Here is a 21,527-nt window from a genome sequence, read left to right on the forward strand (position 1 = left end):
AATTATTCTTATTATAGTATTTGCCAGATTGGGGTTATTCTTATATATAGACCGATTCCGCAGGGCTAATAGTCGCGGTTAGCGCGGTTTTTACAACCAGCAGCCAAGGCTTTCACCGCTAGATTTCCAACACCCTCGCCCCCCTCGTAGCGGAGGCTTCAGGCTCCGCAGGAAAACGTAGTTCTTCGATGCCCCCGTAGCGGAGGCTTTAGCCTCCGCAGGAACACGTGGTTCTTTGATGCCTTCGTAGCGGAGGCTTCAGCCTCCGCAGGATACGTGGTTCTTCGATGCCCCCGTAGCGGAGGCTTCAGCCTCCGCCCGGAATACAGGGTTTTTCTAATCCTCTTTATTCTAGTTTACTTCCTAAACATTTGTTTATTCTCTAAAACCATCGTAGCGCACCCCAGCAGGACAATATCTTCCCCTAGCTGGGTGGCAGCGATTTCCAGATCCTGACGATGCAGCCGAAAAACATGGTTAAAAACGTATTCTTTAATACGGGGGAGCAGCAAATCCTGCAGCCCTAAACCCATTCCACCGCCTATTACTACCCGTTCCGGGTTTAACAAATTGACCAAATTAGTTATGGCAATGCCCAAAAAGTCAGCGGCCCGGCTGATTAAATCATGCGCTTCCTTATTTCCCTGACGGGCAGCCCAGCCTAATTCACGTGCCGTAAGCGGTTTCCCATCTCCGATTAAAGCCTGAATACTTTGGGCCTGTCCGTGAGCTATCATTTCGCGGGCTTCCTGCTCCAGAGCTGTACCTGAGGCCAAGGCTTCCAGGCAGCCTTGACGGCCGCAGCCACAACTCCTGCCGCCAGGCTCAATCAACATATGTCCCAATTCCCCTGCACCGCCCTTGTGACCATGCAACAGATTGCCGTCAGCTATTATACCTGCGCCTATACCGGTGCTAACCGTTATATAGATAAGATTCCGTATTTTTTTACTTGAACCATAGTAAAATTCGCCCAGAGCGGCGGCATTGGTATCTTTTTCCAGCAAAAGTTTAGAGCCTAATCTTTTGTTTAGCTCACTGCCAGCTGGATACTCCGGCCAGCGCAGATTGGGCGATTCCAAAACAACACCCCGATAATAATCCAAAGGGCCCGGTACCCCTGCCCCGATTCCCAAGATATCCTGAGCACCTATCCCCAACTCATCCTTCATCAGCTCGATCATCCCCGCGACTTGATCCATGACTTCCCCTGGCTGCCCTTGGGAACAGGTAGTTTCCTTTTTGCGCGTCAAAACCCGCCCGGTCTTATCCAGAATACCGGTTAATACCTTACTCCCACCAATATCAATCCCAATAATAAAGTCTCCCAAGATCCAACCTCCAGAATACTAGAGTTAATAGACGCGGAAAACGCTGCAAAGTCGCTATTAAGGAAGCCCCCTGCGGGGACTACCGATGCTCTCTAACGGTCGCTATTAAGGAAGCTGTTTAAATCTGTTAAATCTGTGTTGTCTGGGTCTGTTTAAACCGCGTCCCTTCGAAAACCACGTTTTCCCGCGGAGGCTGAAGCCTCCGCTACGGGAGGTGTTAATAATATCGGGAGGCTGAAGCCTCCGCTACGGGGGTTGCGGGGGGGTTAATAATATCGGCTGAATCCTCCCCTAGGGGCTATTAAAGGCGCGCTATACGCGTCTACTAACCCGGCTGAATCTGTCTATATAAAAGATTAACCCCATTCTGACAAACGCTTTCAGAAAATGATCTGTGTTATCTATGTCTATTTCTGTATTACTTGTTCCTATAGCACGAAACGGCGGATGGCCTCGGCTACTCCTTCTTCTTCATTGGAAGAAGTCACAAAATCGGCGGCATCTTTTACCGGCCCCAGGGCGTTGGCCATGGCTACACCCAGCCCGGCCCATTCGATCATTTCAATGTCATTATAACTATCCCCTACTGCCATAACCTCTTTGCGGTTAATCCCATAATGGTCGGCCACTACCTGTAAAGCCCTGGCTTTGTTGGCCTCCCGGCTCATTACCTCCAGAAAATAGGGCTTGGATCTCGTAATATGCAATTCCCTGCCCAAGCAGGATTTGAGTTCTTCTTCCATTTCCAGAAGTACTTTTTCATTGTCCGTTATTGCCATTATCTTCATAGCATCATTATTTTCCAGCTCAGCAATCAAATCCGCTACCAGATGGGTTTTTACTCCAGCCAGTCGGGAATAATACAGCCCTTCCTCCGACATTGTTTCCATGCACAGTTCATCATTATAATAGCTATGATAATGTACGCCTAATCTTCTAAAATATGTCATAACCTGGCGGGCCAAATCACCAGGAACCGGTTTGTAATATAATTCTTCTCCGGTAAGCGTATTTTTTACCCAGGCTCCCTGATAAGTAACGAGCGGCACATCAATTTCCAACTGCCGGGCATACGGCAGAGCCGACTGGTACATCCTGCCGGTTGACAAAGTAATCATGGTTCCCTGTCGGCGGGCCTCCTTTATCACTGCAATACATTCAGCAGAAATTTTAAGTCCCGTATCCAGCAAGGTATCATCCAAATCTAGAGCCACCAATTTTATTTCCATATGCCCATATGCCCCCTTATCAAGAAGAAGCCGAGCATTTGCCCGGCTAATCTCTATGTAGTCACTTGATTTTATCTAAGGTAAAACACTTTGTCTTTGATAAAATAACTGATGATAAAACTCACAATACTAAGCAGTATAGCGCTCAAAACCGCCCACCAAAATCCATGGATAGTGAAACCCTTAATCGTTGCGGAAGTAAGATAAAGCATAAATCCGTTAATTATAAAGGTAAACAAACCCAAAGATAAAATATTTAACGGCAGGGTTAACAGGATAATAACTGGTCTGATTACGGCATTGCATACCCCCAAAAATACTGAACCCACAATAGCTCCCCAGATCGTTAAGTCAAAACCAGGTATTATGGCTGCAGTAATGATAATCGCCAAAATATTTAACAACCACCGCAAAACCCAACCATGCATCAAAATTCCTCCTTTCTTCTTAACTAATAAAATATCGAATCTATATGCTAATTATACCTGTAACAATATCATACGCAATATGCTTAAAATTCTAACATTCCGGTTGTATTCGATTTATTTCCCGGGAAATATTTATTTACTATCAGCAAAGACCATAAACTCCAATCTTTCTGAATATAATTTTAGTAAATAGAGGTATATTAATACATCTAAACATATTATGTTTATTGTAGTAATTTTATGCAAGCAGAGCATTTATTATACTATTTCATATAAGCAAAGAGCAGGGGGTGTGAATGATCCACTCAGACCAACCTCGAGCCGGGTTAGTCGTAAATTGCCCTCGCTTAATTTCGGTTTGCATTTAAGTTTGCCGCGTTGTCCACGTCTGTTAAAAATCCGTCTAGCGGAAAAAATCATACACGTTTTTCGATACAGCCGCATTCATACCGGGCACAGCTTTAATTTCCTCCAGGCTGGCGGATTTTATTCCGGCTACTGAGCCAAAATGTTGGAGCAAAGCCTTTTTGCGAGCTGGTCCCACCCCGGGTATATCGTCCAGAACCGAACGCCTGATTTTTTTGCCCCGGCGCTGGCGGTTATAACTGATTGCAAAACGATGGGCTTCGTCTCTTAACCTCTGCAGCAACATCAGCCCCTCATCGCGGCGGGACAGACGCAAAGGCTCTCCCCGACCCGGCAGGAATATTTCCTCATTTTTTTTTGCCAGGCCCAGAACATGGATATCTACCCCCATTTGATCCAGGATCCTTTTTACGGCATTTACCTGTCCCAGTCCGCCGTCAATCAGTATTAGATCCGGCTCGGGCAAAAACGCCTGGTTCCCCCTGCGGGCCTCCTTAAAGCGGCGTTCAAGGGTTTCGCTCAAAGAAGCAAAATCATTATTTTGTTCATTTTTTATTTTAAAATGCCGGTAGGCCTTTTTATCTGCCGCTCCATTGGTGAATACCGCCATGGAAGCAACCGTTTCCTCACCTCCCAGATGGGAAATATCAAAGCCTTCAATACGTTCAGGCACGACTTCCATTTCCAGCGTCCGGGCCAAATGCTCCAGTATCTTGCGGGCTTTCAAGTCTTCCCGCATCTTCTCTTCCCAGAGCAACAGGGCATTGTCCCGCACCATATCCAGGATAATTTTCTTTTCTCCCCGGGCGGGGGTTTTAATTCTTACCGGCCATCGGCTGCTTTCCCGCAGCCAGGTTTCCAGCAGTTCCAGTTCCCCGGGAGTTTCATTAATTAAGATTTCGGCCGGTATGTCCAGGTTTTCACTGTAATAACGTTTGATAAAAAAATCCAATAACTCTTCTTTACTTTCATCAATCGCCCGTTTCAACCAGAAAGTATCCTTGGCGATAATCTGTCCGCTGCGGATTTTAAATACCAGAACCAAGCTTTCCCGTTCCCGCTCTGTGCTGATAAGTACGATTGCATCCAGGTTATACGGATTTTCAAACATCACCTGCTGTTTGGCCTGCAGGACATGAATTGCCTGAATCTGGTCGCGCAGTCGGGCTGCTTTCTCGAACTCCAAATTAGCAGCCGCCTTTCGCATTTCTTCTTCCTTACGGGGTATCAGATCGTGGGATTTGCCTTCCAAAAAATCTATCAAACCATCCACCATAACCTGATATTCGTCTTGGCTTATCAAGCCTTTGCAAGGAGCCAGGCATTTGCCCATATCGTAATTCAAGCAGGGACGGGATTGCTCACGCAGGTTTTTGCAGGTGCGCAGCGGAAATACCCCGGTTAAAAGCTTCAAAGTTTCCCTGACACTGCCTACCTCGGTATATGGCCCGAAGTAACGGGAGACCTTGTCCTTGGGTTCACGTACAATCGCAATACGGGGGAATTTTTCCTGGCTGATCTTTAAATACGGATATGTCTTGTCATCCCGCAACAATATATTGTAACGAGGCTGGTAGGCCTTAATCAAATTGTTTTCCAGAATAAGAGCCTCCACCTCGCTGCCGGTAACAATATAGTCAAAATCAGCCACCTTGGCCATCATGGATTTCACCTTAGGCAACATGCTGTCAGGAGACTGAAAATAGGAGCGCATCCGGTTGCGCAGCAGCTTGGCCTTGCCCACATAAATGACCTGGCCTTCCTGATCCTTAAATATATATACCCCCGGCTTAAGCGGCACGTTTTTAAGCCGCTCCCGCATCTCTTCCATGTCCCCACCTCCAAACCTAAAAATTAAGGGGAAAGGTCTCTGGTTTAAATCCCTTGTCTTTCAGAGGGATCATTCTGGCATTTGCTATGTCTGTTAAAACCGCTTCTTTAGAAAACAACGTTGTTCCGCGGAGGCTGAAGCCTCCGCTACGGGAGGTGTTAATGATATCGGCTGAAGTCTCCGCAACGGGGCTGTTGATAATATCCGGAGGTTGAAGCCTGCGCTACGGGGGGTGTTAATATTATCGGCTGAAGCCTCCGTTATGTCTATTAAAGCGTGATATCCGCGGCTTTTAAACCTGCGAAATCGGCCTATATACATAATTAACCCCAATCCGGCGGTCGCTGTTTAGTTAGCTGTGTAAATCTTTCTGATCTGTTTTATCTGTGTACATTACAACCGCTTCTTTAGAAAACAACGTTTTTCCGCGGAGGCTGAAGCCTCCGCTACGAGGAGTGTTAATATTATCTCCTTTAGAAAACAACGTTGTCCCGCGGAGGCTGAAGCCTCCGCTACGGGGGGTGTTAATATTATCGGCTGAAGCCTCCGTTATGTCTATTAAAGCGTGCTATCTGCGGCTTTTAATAGCCGTCCTTTCCGGTTCGTCTAGGTCTGCAGGATGTCCTTTAGGTAGCGGCCGGTGTAGGATTGGGGATGGCGAGCCACCTCTTCCGGGGTACCCTGACAAATGATTTCGCCGCCTTTATCCCCGCCTTCCGGGCCCAAGTCGATAATATAGTCAGCCGACTTGATAACATCCAGATTGTGTTCAATGATCAGGACAGTATTGCCGGCATCCACCAATCTATTTAAGACCCCCAGCAGGTGTTTTACGTCCTCCTTATGCAGGCCGGTGGTAGGCTCGTCCAGGATATAGAGATTCCTGCCCAGGGAACGTTTGGAAAGCTCCGTAGCCAGCTTCACGCGTTGGGCTTCTCCACCTGACAGGGTAGGAGCCGGCTGCCCCAATTGGATATACCCCAGGCCTACATCCTGCAGTACTTTAAGTTTACGATGGATTTTGGGAATATTCTCAAAAAGCTCCACCGCTTCGGCCACGGTCATAGCCAGGATGTCGGCAATGTTTTTGCCTTTATATTTTACTTCCAGGGTTTCACGATTATAGCGTTTGCCTTTGCAAACTTCGCAGGGGATATAAACATCCGGCAGAAAATGCATTTCGATTTTAATAATGCCGTCCCCGGAACAGGCTTCACAGCGCCCACCGCGCACGTTGAAACTAAAACGTCCCGGTTTGTAGCCGCGCACCCGTGATTCAGTGGTATTGGCCAGCAGTTCCCGGATACCGTCAAAAGCACCGGTGTAAGTAGCCGGATTGGAACGGGGCGTTCTGCCGATTGGAGACTGATCGATATTAATAACTTTATCCAGGTGTTCCATACCTTCCAGGCTTTGATGGGCACCCGGCCGATGCCGGCCACCATGAAAATTTTTCATCAAAGCCGGATAGAGGATATCTTCAACCAAGGTACTCTTGCCTGAACCCGAAACACCGGTTATCACCACCATTTTCCCCAAAGGGATGGCTACATCCAAATCTTTGAGATTATGCTGCCGGGCACCGCGGATGATTAGATTGTTTCCATTACCTTCCCTACGCTGCATCGGCAATTCTATCTTGAGTTGTCCGGAAAGATACTGTCCGGTCAGTGATCCTTCGGTTGCCAGGATTTCTTCCAGAGTTCCGGCGGCCACGACTTCTCCTCCGTGAATTCCTGCCCCCGGGCCAATATCCACAATATAATCAGCATTAAACATGGTTTCCTCATCATGTTCCACTACGATAACAGTGTTACCCAAATCCCTGAGTCGTTTCAAGGTAGCCAGCAGACGGTCATTGTCGCGAGGGTGCAGACCGATGCTGGGTTCATCCAGCACATACAATACGCCCACCAGGGAGGAACCGACCTGGGTTGCCAGCCTGATACGCTGGGCTTCGCCCCCCGACAGGCTGCCGGCGCCCCGATCCAGAGTCAGGTAATCCAGGCCCACATCTATCAAAAACCCCAGCCGCGCTTTAATCTCTTTTATTACCTGCCGGGCTATAAAACTATCCCTTTCCTCCAATTGCAGTTCCTCAAAAAATCGGGAGCACTCCCGTACCGAATAGGAGGTAAGCTCGTTTATGGATTTGCCCCCCAGCAGTACCCAGAGGATTTCTTCCCGTAGCCTTTTTCCTTGACAGGCCGGGCATATAGCCGAAATCATGTATTTTTCCAATTCCTCCCGGGAGCTGTCGGATTTGGTTTCCTGGTAACGCCGCTCCAGGTTGTTTATAACCCCCTCATAGGTGGAATAAAAATCTCGCTCCTCGCCGTAGGAATTTGTGTATTCTATCTTGAAACGTTCGCCGCCATTGCCGAAAAGAATAGTATTTAATTGCTTTTCGGTCAGGGATTTTAAGGGCAAATCCATAGGTATATCGTTATTACTCGCCATTCCGGCAATCAATTGGCGGTAGAAATTATGGAAACTTCCTGACCAGGGAATAATAGCCCCATCTTTAAGGCTTTTTTCCATATCCAAAACCAGAGTCGGATCAATCTTTTTCATTTCACCCAGGCCATCACAATCCGGACAGGCCCCGAAAGGACTATTAAAGGAAAACATCCGGGGCGTGAGTTCCGGCAGGCTAAATCCACATTCCGGGCAGGCAAAATCCCGGCTGAAAAGCATTTCCTCACCGTTCCCATCATCCTTGATCCGCTGCACCGTAACGACCCCATCACTGAGTTCAAAAGCTAGTTCCAGTGATTCGGCCAAGCGGCTGCGGATATCATCCTTGATTACCAGGCGATCCACCACGGCACTGATATCGTGTTTCTTATTCTTCTCCAGTTTGATTTCTTCATCAGACGTATATTCAAACCCATCCACAATAACCCGCACAAAACCATCTTTAAAAAGATTCTGCAGAGTTTTGCGGTGCTCACCCTTCTGCCCTTTGACGATAGGGGAGAGGATCTTAATTTTACTGCCCACCGGCAGATTTAAAACGGTATCCACCACCTGATCCACCGTTTGTCTTTGAATCGGGCGGTGGCACTGGGGGCAGTGGGGTTTGCCCACCCGGGCAAAGAGCAGCCGCAGATAGTCGTAAATCTCCGTAACTGTTCCCACCGTGGAACGGGGGTTATTGGAGGTGGTTTTCTGGTCAATGGAGATAGAGGGCGATAACCCCTCGATATAATCGACATCCGGTTTATCCATCTGCCCTAAAAACTGCCGGGCATAGGTGGAAAGTGATTCCACGTAACGACGCTGACCCTCGCTATAAATAGTATCAAATGCCAGGCTGGACTTCCCCGATCCCGAAACCCCGGTAAACACTACCAGCTTGTCCCGGGGAATGGCAATATCAATATTTTTTAAATTGTGCTCCCGCGCACCCTTAACAATAATATAATCTTTCACTTCAATCCTCCGAAATTATCCTGGTTGCTAACCCCGCATATACGGTATCTGTTCAAATAATAATCTTTTTTAAATCCTACTAATCTGTTTTATCTGGATCTTTTCCTCTTTGGTTTTTGCAGTTCCTTAATCGTGTCCCTAAGTTGGGCGGCTCGTTCAAAATCCAGGGCTTCGGCGGCATGGCGCATATCTGCCTCCATTTCCCGAATCAGCCGATCCCTTTCTTCCGGACGCAGAGACTTAAAATTGGTAATATCGTATTGCCCCGGTTCTTCGGCTACGGTTGCTTCCAGGGCTGCGTATACGGCCTTTTTGATTGTTTCCGGGGTTATGCCGTGTTCCTGGTTGTAAGCCGTCTGGATCCCGCGGCGCCGTTCGGTTTCATCAATGGCTTGACGCATGGAGGGAGTGATCCGGTCAGCATACATAATCACTTTCCCCTCAGCATTTCGAGCCGCCCGGCCGATGGTCTGGATAAGGGAACGCCCGGAGCGCAGGAACCCTTCCTTGTCTGCGTCCAGAATGGCTACCAGAGCGACCTCCGGCAAATCCAGACCTTCCCGCAGGAGGTTGATTCCCACCAGCACATCAAAAACACCGCTGCGCAGTTCTCGTAATATCTCCATTCTTTCCAGGGCATCAATATCGGAATGCATATAGCGTACTTTTATCCCCGCATCACTCAGATAATCACTAAGATCCTCCGCCATTCGTTTGGTCAGGGTGGTCACCAGTACCCGGTTGCCCTTCTTAAGAACCGCCTGGATTTCTTCCATCAAATCATCGATCTGGTTCAAGGTAGGTTTCACCTTAATTTCGGGATCAACCAGGCCGGTGGGGCGGATTACCTGTTCAACCACCTGGGAACTTCTCTCCAATTCAAAGTCTCCCGGAGTGGCACTGATAAAAACAACCTGCTTGATCCTGGCATAGAATTCATCAAAGTGCAGCGGACGATTGTCCAGCGCGCAGGGCAGACGAAAACCGTATTCAACCAGATTCTCCTTGCGGGCGCGATCCCCGGCATACATACCCCGCACCTGGGGTACGCCGATGTGAGATTCATCCATGAAAAGCAGCATATCCTCCGGGAAAAAATCAATTAAGGTATAAGGAGGCTCACCCGGTGCCCTCCCGGTTATATAACGCGAGTAATTTTCTATCCCCTTGCAATAACCTATCTCTTTTATCATCTCCAGGTCATAGCGGGTTCTTTGCTCAATCCGCTGAGCCTCCAATAATTTCCCTTCCTGTTGAAAGCGCTTTACCTGCCCGACTAGTTCCTGTTCGATTTCATCAGCCACCGCCAGCATCCTTTCCCGGGTAGTAACAAAGTGAGAAGCCGGAAATATCATGGCATGCATCTGTTTGCCGAAAATCTCCCCGGTCAAGGGATTAAATTCTACTATACGGTCAATTTCATCTCCAAAGAACTCAACCCGCAAAGCCCTGTCCCCGGAAGAGGCCGGGAATATTTCGATAACATCCCCACGAACCCGAAAATTGCCACGTTCAAAACTGGTTTCATTACGTTCATATTGAGTCTCCACCAGTTTCCTTAAAACCGTGTCCCGGGCGATCTCCATGCCGGGACGAAGCGATACCGCCATCTCATAATAATCCTGCGGTGCACCCAGCCCGTATATACAGGAGACACTGGCTACAATAATCACATCGCGCCGCTCCAGCAGTGAGGCCGTAGCGGAATGTCTAAACTTGTCTATCTCATCATTAATAGACGAGTCCTTTTCAATATACGTATCCGTTTGTGGCACATAGGCCTCCGGTTGATAATAATCGTAATAACTGATAAAATATTCGACTGCATTTTGCGGGAAAAATTCCTTTAATTCCGCATAAAGCTGACCGGCCAGGGTTTTATTGGGGGCCATAATCAAAGTGGGTCTTTGTACGGCTTCAATCACCTGGGCCATCGTATAAGTCTTGCCCGAACCGGTCACCCCTAAAAGGGTCTGTTCCCGGAAACCTTGCTGCAAACCCTCCACCAATTCCAAAATTGCCTGGGGCTGATCCCCGGCAGGCGTATAGGAGGAACTAATCTTAAATTCTGTCACTTAAGCCACCTCTTCACTGCAAACCTAAATGGATAAAATCGAACAGATGATCTTTTACATTATACTACAAATAATAACTGTCCTGACAAGCAGGACAGCAAGAAAATCTTGGGTAAGGAGCAAGGTTATTAAGCGCCGTTGTTCTTAACCTCCTTGGCATTTTACTTTTTAGGTTTCTTTATTCTGAATTTCTTCCAATAGCTTCGTTCTTAATTGATCCAGACCGGCAAAGTCCATGGCAGATGAGTAGATCTTTTTTAGATCTTTGTTCATCTGGTTGGCTTTTTCCAGTTCGTGCTGCGCCTTGAGCATGAGACTTTCAAAATTTCTATAATATATGCTGGTGCCTTCATTCAACTTGCTGTTATTGTCAGCATCCAGGCAGCTGCTCAAGTCCACCACCACATCCCAGGGTTTTAAAGGTATTTCCACCCCATCGGCTTCAATCAGGGCAATTTGCAGATTACGAATAATGACCATGACCAGGTTTTCCGCTTCCAAACCGGAATGATAGTATTCCAGAAAATAGCCGGCGGTTCGCGCCTGACGGGCCAGTTCGTTAATAGCTGTACTCTTTCCGCTGCCGGACGGACCTTGAAAGATATAGCGCTTCTGACAGGCACTGCTTAATTCATTAACGTAATCAACCAGCCCATCGGCAGTAACAGCACCGGAGAAATAATGTTTTTCTCCGGGCCGATTCTCCAGTATTTCCGTTCCTAACTGCTGAATCAAAATTTCCAGCTTCCCAATATTTAACTGTCGAGAATTTAAACGGCGAATCTCTGCTTTCACCTGACCGGCTTCTTTCAGCAGGTTATAGACCTCCTGCCGGGAAGTGTTCATCCCATCTATCAGCTTAATAATCTCCGCCCGGTGAGGCATTACTATGTCTCGATCCAGGTATTCTCCCATATTTATCAACTGGTCGCGCACACCCGGGTAGCGAGGCTCAATGCTTTCCGGCAGGCTGCCGTTGATTACGGCCAGATCCAGCTGGGGAATATACACACCGTCAGGCGTTATCGCATCCAGGGCCGAGATCCAAAATTCCACTTCAAAACCCCTTTCCGACATAATCTCTCCCGCCAGGCGAATAAAAGTAGATTTACCAGAACCAGGCGCCCCTTTTAAAATATAGACACTCCCTATTCCCTGTATCAGTTCAGGAATAAAGGTATGAAAACCTTGACTGGTATGACTGTTGACAAATACATAGCGGATTAAACCTTGCTTGTTCACCTCTTCCCCTTCCCCTCTCTACTTACTTCGCTATTAGTCTATTCATAATGACTACAAACGGTGAACATCTCTGTTATCCCCCGCGGGCCAAAACTTTATAATTACCGGTATAAAACGCAGTGCCCCGGGTATCACCACATTATGAAAACAGCTGCGTGATAATAGGGGAAGCTAAAACTTTCCCTCAAGCATGCGCCGCCAGAGCCTGCGGGCCAGGGAGAAAATATAATCGTCCTCAACCACCAGGAATTTGCCCGCGCTTTCATCCGGGACGGGGATAATTCCCGGATGGCTGTTCCCGGAAACCTTGATAAGCGCATCCACCATCCGCCCATTCCGCTGCATTTTTAAAAGCAGCTCCGAACGACCGGCCTTTAAATGTTCCTGCCAGGCAGCAAAACCATCCAGTGGTTGGCCGTTAATGTTTAAAATAATATCCCGGGATTTCAGCCCGGCCCGCTCAGCCGGACTGCCGGGCAATACATCCAGTACCATAATTCCGAACGATGGCTGTACATAAAGACCGCGCCGGTTTTCATTACGCATACCCAACCAGATCACCAGTTCATGTCCCAAAGGGCTGAATATCGCAGCCAGCGGCAGGAAATAAGCGGAACGGGCTGATAGAATGGCTAGCAACAAGAGAACCAGGGAGAATTGAAACAGAAGCAGGGCTGATTTGCGGCTGGCCTGTCGGGCAGATTGCGTGGTGGTAATCTCTCCATACCCCAGAATCGCAAGAACCGGCAACATGGCAAAGGCCTTGCTGTCGGAAAAACCGCTGTAATCTTGCAGTAGCGGCCACCAGACAGGCATTTCCAAGCCCGCATACCCGGGATCGGCCAGCCCCAGGCTCATCAGGGCCACCAGCGGTATAGGCCAGAATAACTGGATATTAAAGCCCCCGCGTAGTCGGCCGGACTTTTTTATATATACTGGCAACGGATTTATGGGGCCGTTAAGCAGTATTAAAAAGCTTTCCACCATATGCAGAATAGCTACCAGGCCCATCAACTGCGGTATGCTTATGGAGGGAAATCCCCACAGCAGATTGCTGATCGCCAGAACCCCGGCAGCATAAGCAAAACACAGAAAACGCGGCTGAATAAACATCAATGCCAGAGCCGTTATCCATAAATAGGTTATACCGATATCGGACAGATCCGTCCCTACCAAAACCAGCAGCAAACTGCCCAATATCCCCCCCAGCACCCCCAGCAAGGTTGAGATAACGGCAGATTTTAAATAATCACCACGGGGCTTAAGCAACAGGCTTTCGGAAACGTTTTGCAGGCGGCGATACTGCCACGCCACCAGCAGAAAAAGCAAAAGATAAAGGAGAAGCAAATGGGGCGCAGTGAAGATATTAAGCAGCACTCGCCCCATCATTAACAGCAACGTTCCCAAAAGTTCCAATCATACACCCCCTCCGGGAAATACGGGGAAATTAATCTTTAGTTTTACATAATTTTCTCTTTTAAGACCTCTATAGCCCGCTGCAGCTGCAAATCAACGTCCTGACCTTCCGGATTTTTGACTACAAAGTCAGGATTGATGCCAATTTCATTGATATCCGTACCCTTCGGGGTAAAATATTTCTGAGTGGTCAGTTTTAAAGCCCCGCCGTCGCGCAGCGGAAAAACAGTCTGCACCAGGCCTTTGCCATAGGTTTTTTCTCCGACTAAAACCGCGCGTTTATTATCCTGCAAAGCCCCGGACAGTATTTCGGCTGCACTGGCACTGTTCCCATTCACCAACACCACCATGGGCAGTTTAAAACTGCCCGGTTCGGATCGGTGGTGCTTTTCCTTGCCGCGGGCATCCTTGGCACTGACGATTTCCTTGTCTTCCAGGAAAATATCGGCAATGGCTATAGAAGCATCGAAATCTCCGCCCCCATTATCCCTTAAATCAAGGATCAGTCCCTTGATATCCTTTTTATTTAAGCGGTTTAAACTATTGGCTATCTCCTGGACTGAATGAGCATGGAACTGGTTTAATTTAATATACCCAATCGGTACGCCGTCACCGATCACCTTATCATCAACGGACGGGACGTTGATAATCTCCCGTACTATTTTAAAATCATGTTCTTGCCCATCGGAAGGGCGAAAAATACTGAGGTTTAGCTGTGTGCCCGGCTCGCCCCGCATCCGGTTAACGGCATCATCCTGGCTCATATTAACCGCACTCTCACCATTGATCCGCACAATAATGTCCCCGTTTTTCAAGCCCTGGCGATATGCCGGGGTTCCTTTGATAGGAGAAACAATGCCTAATTGACCGTCCAGTTCCAATACATAAACACCGATACCGCCAAACTCAGCATTAAGCTGCAGTTTTAATTCCTCCCACTGGGATTTGTTAAGGTATTTTGAATAGGGATCTTTTAGGGAAGATACGATTCCGGAAGTTGCCCCCTGGATCATTTTGCCGGTTTGAGGCTCATATAAGGACTGTGTTTTAAGCAGGCCCACCACCGCGAACAGACTGCTAATAGAACTGCTGTTGGTAATAAAAACAAAAGCCAGTGATAAAAATACCAGCAGGCCTAAAAATGCGAAAAATTTATAAAAGCCCCGGACGATTTTATTATCTTTCAAAATCACACCTACCATACTCTATTTTATTTATATTCTATCCTTATTATGTTACCGCAATCATAAAACGAAAACAAATAAATCCTGGCAAGAAAAAGGCTGGGATTAAATGGACGCGGCTTTTTTTTTTTGACACTTAAACAGAAATTAGGCTTTTATATAAGCAAAAGTGTCATCCTTAGGCAAATACGGCAGCAGATGATATACGACATCGTTGCTGCGGCTTTGCTTCAGGATGACACTCCTAAAAAACTTGCTGCTTGGGAAGCAAACTAATTATACAAAAATCTAAATTATATATAGGATCTTGGGTTTACCGGGGTTCCGTTTACGCGTACTTCAAAATGCAGATGGGCGCCGGTGCTCCAACCGGTACTGCCAACCTTGCCTATCACCTGACCCTTGCTGACAGCCGCCCCATTGCTGACCAGTATGGTAGACTGATGGGCATAAAGTGTCGACATACCAGCTCCATGGTCGATGACTACAACCTGGCCATACCCGCCCATCCAACCGGAGTAAATAACATTTCCCCCATCGGCTGCAACTATGGATGCGCCGGCAGGCGCCCCGATATCGATGCCGGTGTGCAGTTTACGAACCTTTAAGATGGGATGATAACGCATTCCGTAATCCGAAGTAATCGAGGTATAACCCGGGGTAGGCCATCCGTAAACGCCGGTTCCAATACTTTCTTTGCTGCCTTTATTCTGCAGGTTGCGTATCATGGCCTCCAACTGTTTGGAGGTTTGTTCCAGCTCATTTAATGCCCGCTGATATGCCTGTTTTTCTTTTTGGACATCACCTAATATCTGTTTCTTGTCGTCAATCTGCTGATCCAGCAGGGTCTGTTTTTCTATTTGATTGGCTTTAGCAATCTCCAAATCTTTTTTCTGTACCTCCAGGCTGGCCTTTTTTACGTCCAAATCTTTCTTTTGTCGATGTACTGATTCAATCAGGGTGCGATCCTGGTTCAGGATTCTATTTAACATATCATAGCGGGTCAGGAAATCTTTAATATCTTCAGCGGACAATAATACCTCCAGGTAAGAAATATCCCCTTCCTGATAAATAAAGACCAGCCGTTCACTCAATATTTCAGTCTGTTTTTCCAGCTCAGCTTCCAAGACCGCTATCTCTTTTTCAGTAACGCCGATACTCGTTTTTAAAAATTCCATCTTCTCGGATAGACTCTGGATCTGGTCTTCGGTACTTTTCATGTCCTTCTCCAGATTCAAAACCTGACCTACAATCGATTTTTCTTTTTGCTTGGCATTGTTGAGCATTTTGTTTTGTTCATTTTTCTGGCGGGTAATTTCCTGCAGCTGTCTTTGCCTGTCTGATATTTCATCGGCATAAACCGGCATAATAAACCCCATAAAAAGGGCCATCACCACAAATACCGCTATCCCCCGCTGTCTTACACGCATAATTCTCCTCCTCATTCTCAATTTCCGCTCCGCCAATCAAGCTGTAATACGCAGCGGAAACTGCATCTTTAACCTTTTTTAAAATATATTTTGAAATCTGGGGTTCCCAGCCAAAATAAAAGCATCTGCCTTAGCTGTTTCCAACTACACATCTAAAAAGCGATTTAAAGAAATATACGTACCCAAAACACCCAATAATGCTCCGCTGGCAAATAAAGCCACGTAAATCTTGGTTAGCAAACCGGGATTCGTAACCATAGGAATAAAAAACATAGCTGTCTGGATATTATTCAGCAAGGAGCTATACCCCAGAGCCAAAAACAGTATCGCTATCAGCGAACCCAACGAACCCAGTATTATCCCTTCGATAAAGAAAGGCCAGCGGATAAACCAATCGGTCGCTCCAATCAGTTTCATCAGGTAAATCTCCTTGCGCCTGGAGAAAATCGCCAGTCTAATAGTGGTAGCAATGAGGAAAACCGCCCCCAGGGCTAAAAAGACAATTAAGGTTACCGAAATAATCCTGACCCACTGAGTCACCTTAAGGAGGCGCTCAATGATTCCCTGACCGTAGTTTACCTTTTCAACCCCGTTCATTTTCTGAATTTTAGCGGCGATGGCTGTCACATTTTGCGGGTTTTCCGCCTTCACCTCAAAGCTGTCGGGCAAGGGATTTTTACCCACGGTATTTTTTAAGTTATATTCCTGACCGGCAAATTTATCCTGCAGCCTTTTTAAGGCTTGCTCCTTGCTGATAAACGTCACCGACTTGACCCCGTCCAGATCCTTTATCTCTCGTTCCAAGTCAGATATTTGCGAACGATTAAGTGAATTATCAACAAATACCATCATTTCTATATCTGATTCCAAGCGGTTAATAAAATGTCCGGCATTAATAGTCATCAATACGGCCACACCCAGAATCAGGATACAGATAGACACGGTGGTAACAGTAGCAATGCTTAATAAACGGTTGCGCCTTAGGGACTTGAAGGTTTCACCGAAAAAGTAGCCGAAATTTTTGAAACTGCTCATGAAAAAACCTCTCCGTTGCTATTATCGGAGCTGATTTTTCCTGAATCCAGATAAATAATCCGTTTATGGGCATTTCTAACCAGCTCGCGGGCATGGGTAGCCATGATAACCGTTGTCCCTTTGCGATTTATATCATACAGCAAGTCCATGATTTCCAGCGAAGTATCCAAATCCAGGTTACCGGTAGGCTCATCGGCAATCAGCAACAGCGGCCGGTTGGCAATCGCTCGGGCAATGCCTACCCGCTGCTGCTCTCCCCCGGACAACTGACCAGGGAAGGAATCTTCGCGGCCCTTTAAGCCCACCATTTGAATAACCTCCGGCACCCGGGTTCTTATTTCGGCCGCGTCTGCCCCCACCACCTTCATGGCAAAGGCTACATTTTCAGCCACGGTTTTATTCTCCAGAAGTTTAAAATCTTGAAATACAATGCCAATATTTCTGCGCAGCGTGGGTACCTCATTGCGTTTCATCCGTACCACACTGCGGGAAGCCACAAATATCTGCCCGCGGGTGGGCAGTTCTTCGCGGATCATCAGCTTTACCAGAGTTGATTTGCCGGCTCCGCTGGAACCCATTAAAAAAATAAATTCACCCCGGTTCACCTTTAGAGAAATATCATTAAGGGCCTTGACGCCATTATTATAAACTTTGGAGACGTTGTAGAACTGAACCAGCATTTATCTCCCTCACCTTCAACGTCGGAAATGTTGCAAATTCCCTGTTATTGTTACGTACTTTTTTTCCCTTAGCTTACAGAAAAAAACCACCTGCATGAGGTGGTTCTACAATTAGCCTTTAAAACCCTTTAAAAATTATTTATTTTTTAGCAATCGGTGTACATTTTCAATTATTTTGGCAGTGGTCAGCCCATAGTGTTCCATTAATTCCTCCGGGCTGCCGGATTGACCGAAAACATCCTCAATGCCCATTCTATAAACCGGCACCGGACAATTGGCACAAACGACTTCACAGACGGCACTCCCCAGTCCGCCTAGTACACTATGTTCCTCTGCGGTCAGGATGGCCCCGGTTTGGCGCGCCTGCCTGACAATCATGTCCTCATCCAGAGGTTTTATGGTGTGCATATCGACTACGGCTACTTCAATACCTTCCCGACTGAGCAGTTGAGCCGCTTCCAGACATCGGGCAACCATTATCCCACAGGCTATCAAGCTGGCATCCTTACCGGTTCTTAGTTCCTGGGCCCGGCCAATAACAAGTTCCATATCAGGAGGATATATATTAGGAACCGCCGGTCGCCCCAGCCGCAGATAAACCGGCCCTTCCTGGGAGTAAAGGGCTTGTACTGCCCGGCGGGTTGAAGGCCCATCGGCGGGAACCACTACAGACATCCCGGGTATGCTGCGCATAATAGCTATGTCTTCCACCGCTTGATGTGAACCGCCATCCTCACCAACGGTTATTCCGGCGTGGGTCGCACAGACTTTTACGTTTAGATGGGCGTAAGCCAGGGAATTGCGCACCTGTTCAAAAGCTCGTCCGGCGGCAAATATAGCAAAAGAACTGGCATAAACCACCTTGCCGCAAGCAGCCAGCCCGGCGGCCATACCGATCATATTTTGTTCGGCAATGCCGGCATTTATAAATCTGTCTGGAAAGACTTTGGCGAAATCAGCTGTTTTGGTGGATTTGGACAGATCAGCATCAAGCACCACCACATTTTCATATTTCTCCCCCAGTTCCACCAGGGCCTTGCCATAAGCTTCCCTTGTAGCTTGCTTCTCCAATCCATTTCCTCCTTAATCTTTCGATGTTTCTGCCCTGCCCGCAGGTTATAAGTGACTAAATGATAGTTGCACGTTTTTCGGACAGGAGATATTTATTTGCCAACCCCGGCAGCGCAAACTTCTTTTTGCGCCGGTTTCCACCAGGAAAGTAAGGCTTTTCGGCGTTAGTTTGATTTTGCCTCCTCGGGATAGCAACGATGTTTGCGCCTCTGCTATCTCAGTTCGCTGAGGGCTTCCTCCACCTGTTCCCGGTTCGGGGCTACCCCGTGCCATTCGGCGCGATTTTCCATGAATGAGCAGCCCCTGCCTTTAATCGTCCTGGCTACAATAGCCGTAGGCCGGCCTTTGGTTTGCCGGGCGCTGCTCAAAGCCTGCATAATCTCCCGGTAATCATGACCATTTATCTCCAGTGTCTGCCAATTAAAGGCTCTGAATTTATCGGCAATCGGCTCCGGTGACAGAACTTCACCCAGCGGGCCGTCAATCTGCAAACCATTATAATCCACTATAGCCACCAGTTGATCGAGTCTTTGGTGGCCGGCCGCCATAACTGCTTCCCATACCAGGCCTTCCTCCAGTTCTCCATCCCCCAGGAGGGTGTATACCCTATAATCCCTGCTATCTATCCGCGCGGCCAATGCCATGCCGGTTGCCCAGGAAATGCCCTGTCCCAATGATCCGGTAGAGGCTTCTACACCTGATACTTTACGCATATCTGGATGCCCCTGTAAGGGGCTGCCGATTTTCCTGAGCCTGGCAAGTTCCGCTTTGGGGAAAAAACCCTTCTCAGCCAGGGCGGCATACAGTACCGGAGCCGCATGCCCCTTACTGAGTACAAACCGATCCCGTTCTTCCCACTGCGGTCGAGCCGGGTCAATATGCATCTCCCAAAAATACAGACAGGCTACTATATCCGCTGCCGAAAGGGAGCCTCCCGTATGACCAGAACCGGCCTCTCCCAGCATTTTTATAATATCCTGTCTAATTACCTGTGCTTTTTCGGCAACTAATTGTATGGCCTGTTCATTAATCTCTCTCACCTTGTCCTCCTGTCTTCCCGCCGCCAGCTAAAGCACCCGCTGCGGTAGTTTAAATACCTAATTAAACCGCGTATATCCGCGGGAATCCGCGTTATCCGCGTCTATTCCCGGTCTCCCTTAAATGCAGATAAGCCGTTATAAAATCATCTATATCCCCGTCCAGCACCGCCTGTATATTACCGGCTTCCAGGTTGGTGCGGTGGTCTTTGACCAGCGAAAAAGGGTTCATGGTATAGGTTCTAATCTGGCTGCCCCAGGCTATCTCCTTATATTCTCCCTTCAGCTTCTGCATATTATCCTCCATTTCTCTCTGCTTCAATTCATAGAGTTTGGCGGTAAGGATTTTCATGGCCGCCAGGCGATTTGAATGCTGGGAGCGCTCATTTTGACACTGAACCACAATACCGGTGGGCAGATGGGTAATCCGTACAGCCGAATCCGTTTTGTTGATATGCTGTCCGCCCGCACCGCTGGAGCGATACGTGTCTATGCGCAAGTCGTCCGGGTTAATGTTAATTTCGACCTCAGTACTGACCTCCGGCAAGACCCCTAAAGATGCAAAAGAAGTATGCCGCCGTCCGGATGAATCAAAAGGAGATATCCGGATAAGGCGATGCACACCCTCCTCACATTTCAACTTGCCATAGGCGTTCTTGCCTTTGACCAGGAAAGTAACACTCTTAACCCCAGCCTCGTCCCCGGCCAGATAATCCAGGATTTCCGCCTCATACCCGGAATCTTCCGCCCAACGCGTATACATGCGCAAAAGTATCTGCACCCAGTCCTGGGCTTCGGTGCCCCCTGCCCCGGCATGCAGTGATACGATGGCGTCAGCCTGGTCGTGTTCTCCGGAAAAAAGGATCAGCAGTTCATAATCTCTGAACATTTTAAGCAAGCCCTTTAAATCTCGCACTGTCTCAGCAAACATCTGCTCATCCTTTTCGTCTTCAGCTAAGACCAGGACATCCCTTATATAGTTTGCTTCCTTCCACAGGCTTTCCCATTGGCTTACGCTGTCCTCCAAATCGCTTATCTGTTTGGTGACTTGCTGCGCTTTTTGTTTGTCATCCCAAAAATTATCCGCCAGCATCGCTTGCTGTAATAATTCTATCTGTTTTTTCTGGTTATCAATGTCAAAGAGAAGCCCTCATTTCACTCAAAGTGCTGAGGATCTCCTCTATCGTTCCCTGCGGGTCCTCAATCAAAATATTCAACCTCCCTAAATTGGATATGGCTCCTTCCTAAATTAACAGATTTCATCCCCTCCTGGCAAGTAGGGGAGGCCCTGGCTATTTCCCCCGGTAGGGGAGGCTTTAGCCTCCCTGGACAATCTTCTGTCCAACGCAAATTACACCACCGCGGAAGCTAAAGCATCCGCTACCAGACTAATTTTTACCCTGGGTATTTTCCCCGGTGGGGGAGGCTTTAGTTTCCCTGGACAATCTTCTGTCCAGCGTAAATTATACCACCGCGGAAGCTAAAGCATCCGCTACCAGACTAATTTTTACCCTGGCTATTTCCCCCGTAGGGGAGGCTTTAGCCTCCCTGGACAATCTGCTGTCCAGCGTAAATTATACCACCGCGGAAGCTAAAGCATCCGCTACCAGACTAATTTTACCCTGGCTATTTCCCCCGTAGGGGAGGCTTTAGCCTCCCTGGACAATCTTCTGTCCAACGCAAATTACACCACCGCGGAAGCTAAAGCATCCGCTACCAGACTAATTTTTACCCTGG

16 protein-coding genes are annotated in these 21,527 nt (G+C 47.8%); 1 reads left to right on the forward strand and 15 read right to left on the reverse strand.

Features of this window, described 5'->3' with window-relative positions; translation table 11 throughout:
* Nucleotides 1-356: 356 nt before the first annotated feature.
* The 15 genes from AAV90_RS11860 to prfB form a co-directional block, all read right to left on the reverse strand.
* Nucleotides 357-1,331: an ROK family protein gene (locus tag AAV90_RS11860; protein WP_052729764.1), complete on the reverse strand. Its 975-nt coding sequence runs from the start codon at nucleotides 1,329-1,331 to the stop codon at nucleotides 357-359.
* A 428-nt stretch (nucleotides 1,332-1,759) separates the two neighbouring features.
* On the reverse strand, nucleotides 1,760-2,560 hold the full coding sequence (locus AAV90_RS11865; protein WP_046499434.1) for a Cof-type HAD-IIB family hydrolase: 801 nt from the start codon (nucleotides 2,558-2,560) through the stop codon (nucleotides 1,760-1,762).
* A 71-nt stretch (nucleotides 2,561-2,631) separates the two neighbouring features.
* The gene (locus tag AAV90_RS11870; RefSeq protein ID WP_046499437.1) at nucleotides 2,632-2,988 is read right to left on the reverse strand and encodes a phage holin family protein; all 357 of its coding nucleotides are present in this window, start codon (nucleotides 2,986-2,988) and stop codon (nucleotides 2,632-2,634) included.
* Nucleotides 2,989-3,391: 403 nt separating this feature from the next.
* Nucleotides 3,392-5,185: an excinuclease ABC subunit UvrC gene (gene uvrC / locus AAV90_RS11875; RefSeq protein ID WP_242847560.1), complete on the reverse strand. Its 1,794-nt coding sequence runs from the start codon at nucleotides 5,183-5,185 to the stop codon at nucleotides 3,392-3,394.
* A gap of 606 nt (nucleotides 5,186-5,791) precedes the next feature.
* On the reverse strand, nucleotides 5,792-8,620 hold the full coding sequence (gene uvrA / locus AAV90_RS11880; RefSeq protein ID WP_046499441.1) for an excinuclease ABC subunit UvrA: 2,829 nt from the start codon (nucleotides 8,618-8,620) through the stop codon (nucleotides 5,792-5,794).
* A gap of 89 nt (nucleotides 8,621-8,709) precedes the next feature.
* Entirely contained in the window at nucleotides 8,710-10,695 is a 1,986-nt protein-coding gene (gene uvrB / locus AAV90_RS11885; protein WP_046499444.1) for an excinuclease ABC subunit UvrB, read from the reverse strand.
* A gap of 168 nt (nucleotides 10,696-10,863) precedes the next feature.
* Entirely contained in the window at nucleotides 10,864-11,937 is a 1,074-nt protein-coding gene (locus AAV90_RS11890) for a hypothetical protein (RefSeq protein ID WP_046499450.1), read from the reverse strand.
* Nucleotides 11,938-12,108: 171 nt separating this feature from the next.
* On the reverse strand, nucleotides 12,109-13,353 hold the full coding sequence (locus AAV90_RS11895) for a PDZ domain-containing protein (protein WP_052729765.1): 1,245 nt from the start codon (nucleotides 13,351-13,353) through the stop codon (nucleotides 12,109-12,111).
* A 44-nt stretch (nucleotides 13,354-13,397) separates the two neighbouring features.
* A complete protein-coding gene (locus AAV90_RS11900; protein ID WP_242847561.1) occupies nucleotides 13,398-14,546 on the reverse strand; it encodes a S41 family peptidase in 1,149 nt (382 codons plus the stop codon).
* A 284-nt stretch (nucleotides 14,547-14,830) separates the two neighbouring features.
* Entirely contained in the window at nucleotides 14,831-15,967 is a 1,137-nt protein-coding gene (locus tag AAV90_RS15630) for a murein hydrolase activator EnvC family protein (protein ID WP_046499455.1), read from the reverse strand.
* A 144-nt stretch (nucleotides 15,968-16,111) separates the two neighbouring features.
* Nucleotides 16,112-17,002: a permease-like cell division protein FtsX gene (ftsX, locus tag AAV90_RS11910; protein WP_046499457.1), complete on the reverse strand. Its 891-nt coding sequence runs from the start codon at nucleotides 17,000-17,002 to the stop codon at nucleotides 16,112-16,114.
* Nucleotides 16,999-17,679: a cell division ATP-binding protein FtsE gene (gene ftsE / locus AAV90_RS11915; protein WP_046499504.1), complete on the reverse strand. Its 681-nt coding sequence runs from the start codon at nucleotides 17,677-17,679 to the stop codon at nucleotides 16,999-17,001. Before ftsE ends, ftsX begins: the two co-directional genes overlap by 4 nt.
* Nucleotides 17,680-17,817: 138 nt before the next feature.
* Complete coding sequence (locus AAV90_RS11920; protein WP_046499460.1) at nucleotides 17,818-18,753, reverse strand: transketolase family protein; 936 nt, start codon at nucleotides 18,751-18,753, stop codon at nucleotides 17,818-17,820.
* 212 nt (nucleotides 18,754-18,965) lie between these two features.
* Nucleotides 18,966-19,793, reverse strand: a complete 828-nt coding sequence (locus tag AAV90_RS11925; protein WP_084691585.1) for a transketolase — start codon at nucleotides 19,791-19,793, stop codon at nucleotides 18,966-18,968.
* Between the two features lie 91 nt (nucleotides 19,794-19,884).
* A protein-coding gene (gene prfB, locus AAV90_RS11930; protein WP_423229777.1) for a peptide chain release factor 2 occupies nucleotides 19,885-20,998 on the reverse strand; the annotation gives its coding sequence in 2 pieces (ribosomal slippage) (nucleotides 19,885-20,928 and nucleotides 20,930-20,998; 1,113 coding nt in all).
* A 208-nt stretch (nucleotides 20,999-21,206) separates the two neighbouring features.
* On the opposite strand from prfB, the gene AAV90_RS11935 reads away from it, so the two are divergent.
* The gene (locus tag AAV90_RS11935; RefSeq protein WP_046499464.1) at nucleotides 21,207-21,431 is read left to right on the forward strand and encodes a hypothetical protein; all 225 of its coding nucleotides are present in this window, start codon (nucleotides 21,207-21,209) and stop codon (nucleotides 21,429-21,431) included.
* Nucleotides 21,432-21,527: the final 96 nt, after the last annotated feature.

The sequence above is a fragment of the Syntrophomonas zehnderi OL-4 genome (genome assembly GCF_000983115.1).
In the GTDB taxonomy this organism is placed as follows: domain Bacteria; phylum Bacillota; class Syntrophomonadia; order Syntrophomonadales; family Syntrophomonadaceae; genus Syntrophomonas_B; species Syntrophomonas_B zehnderi.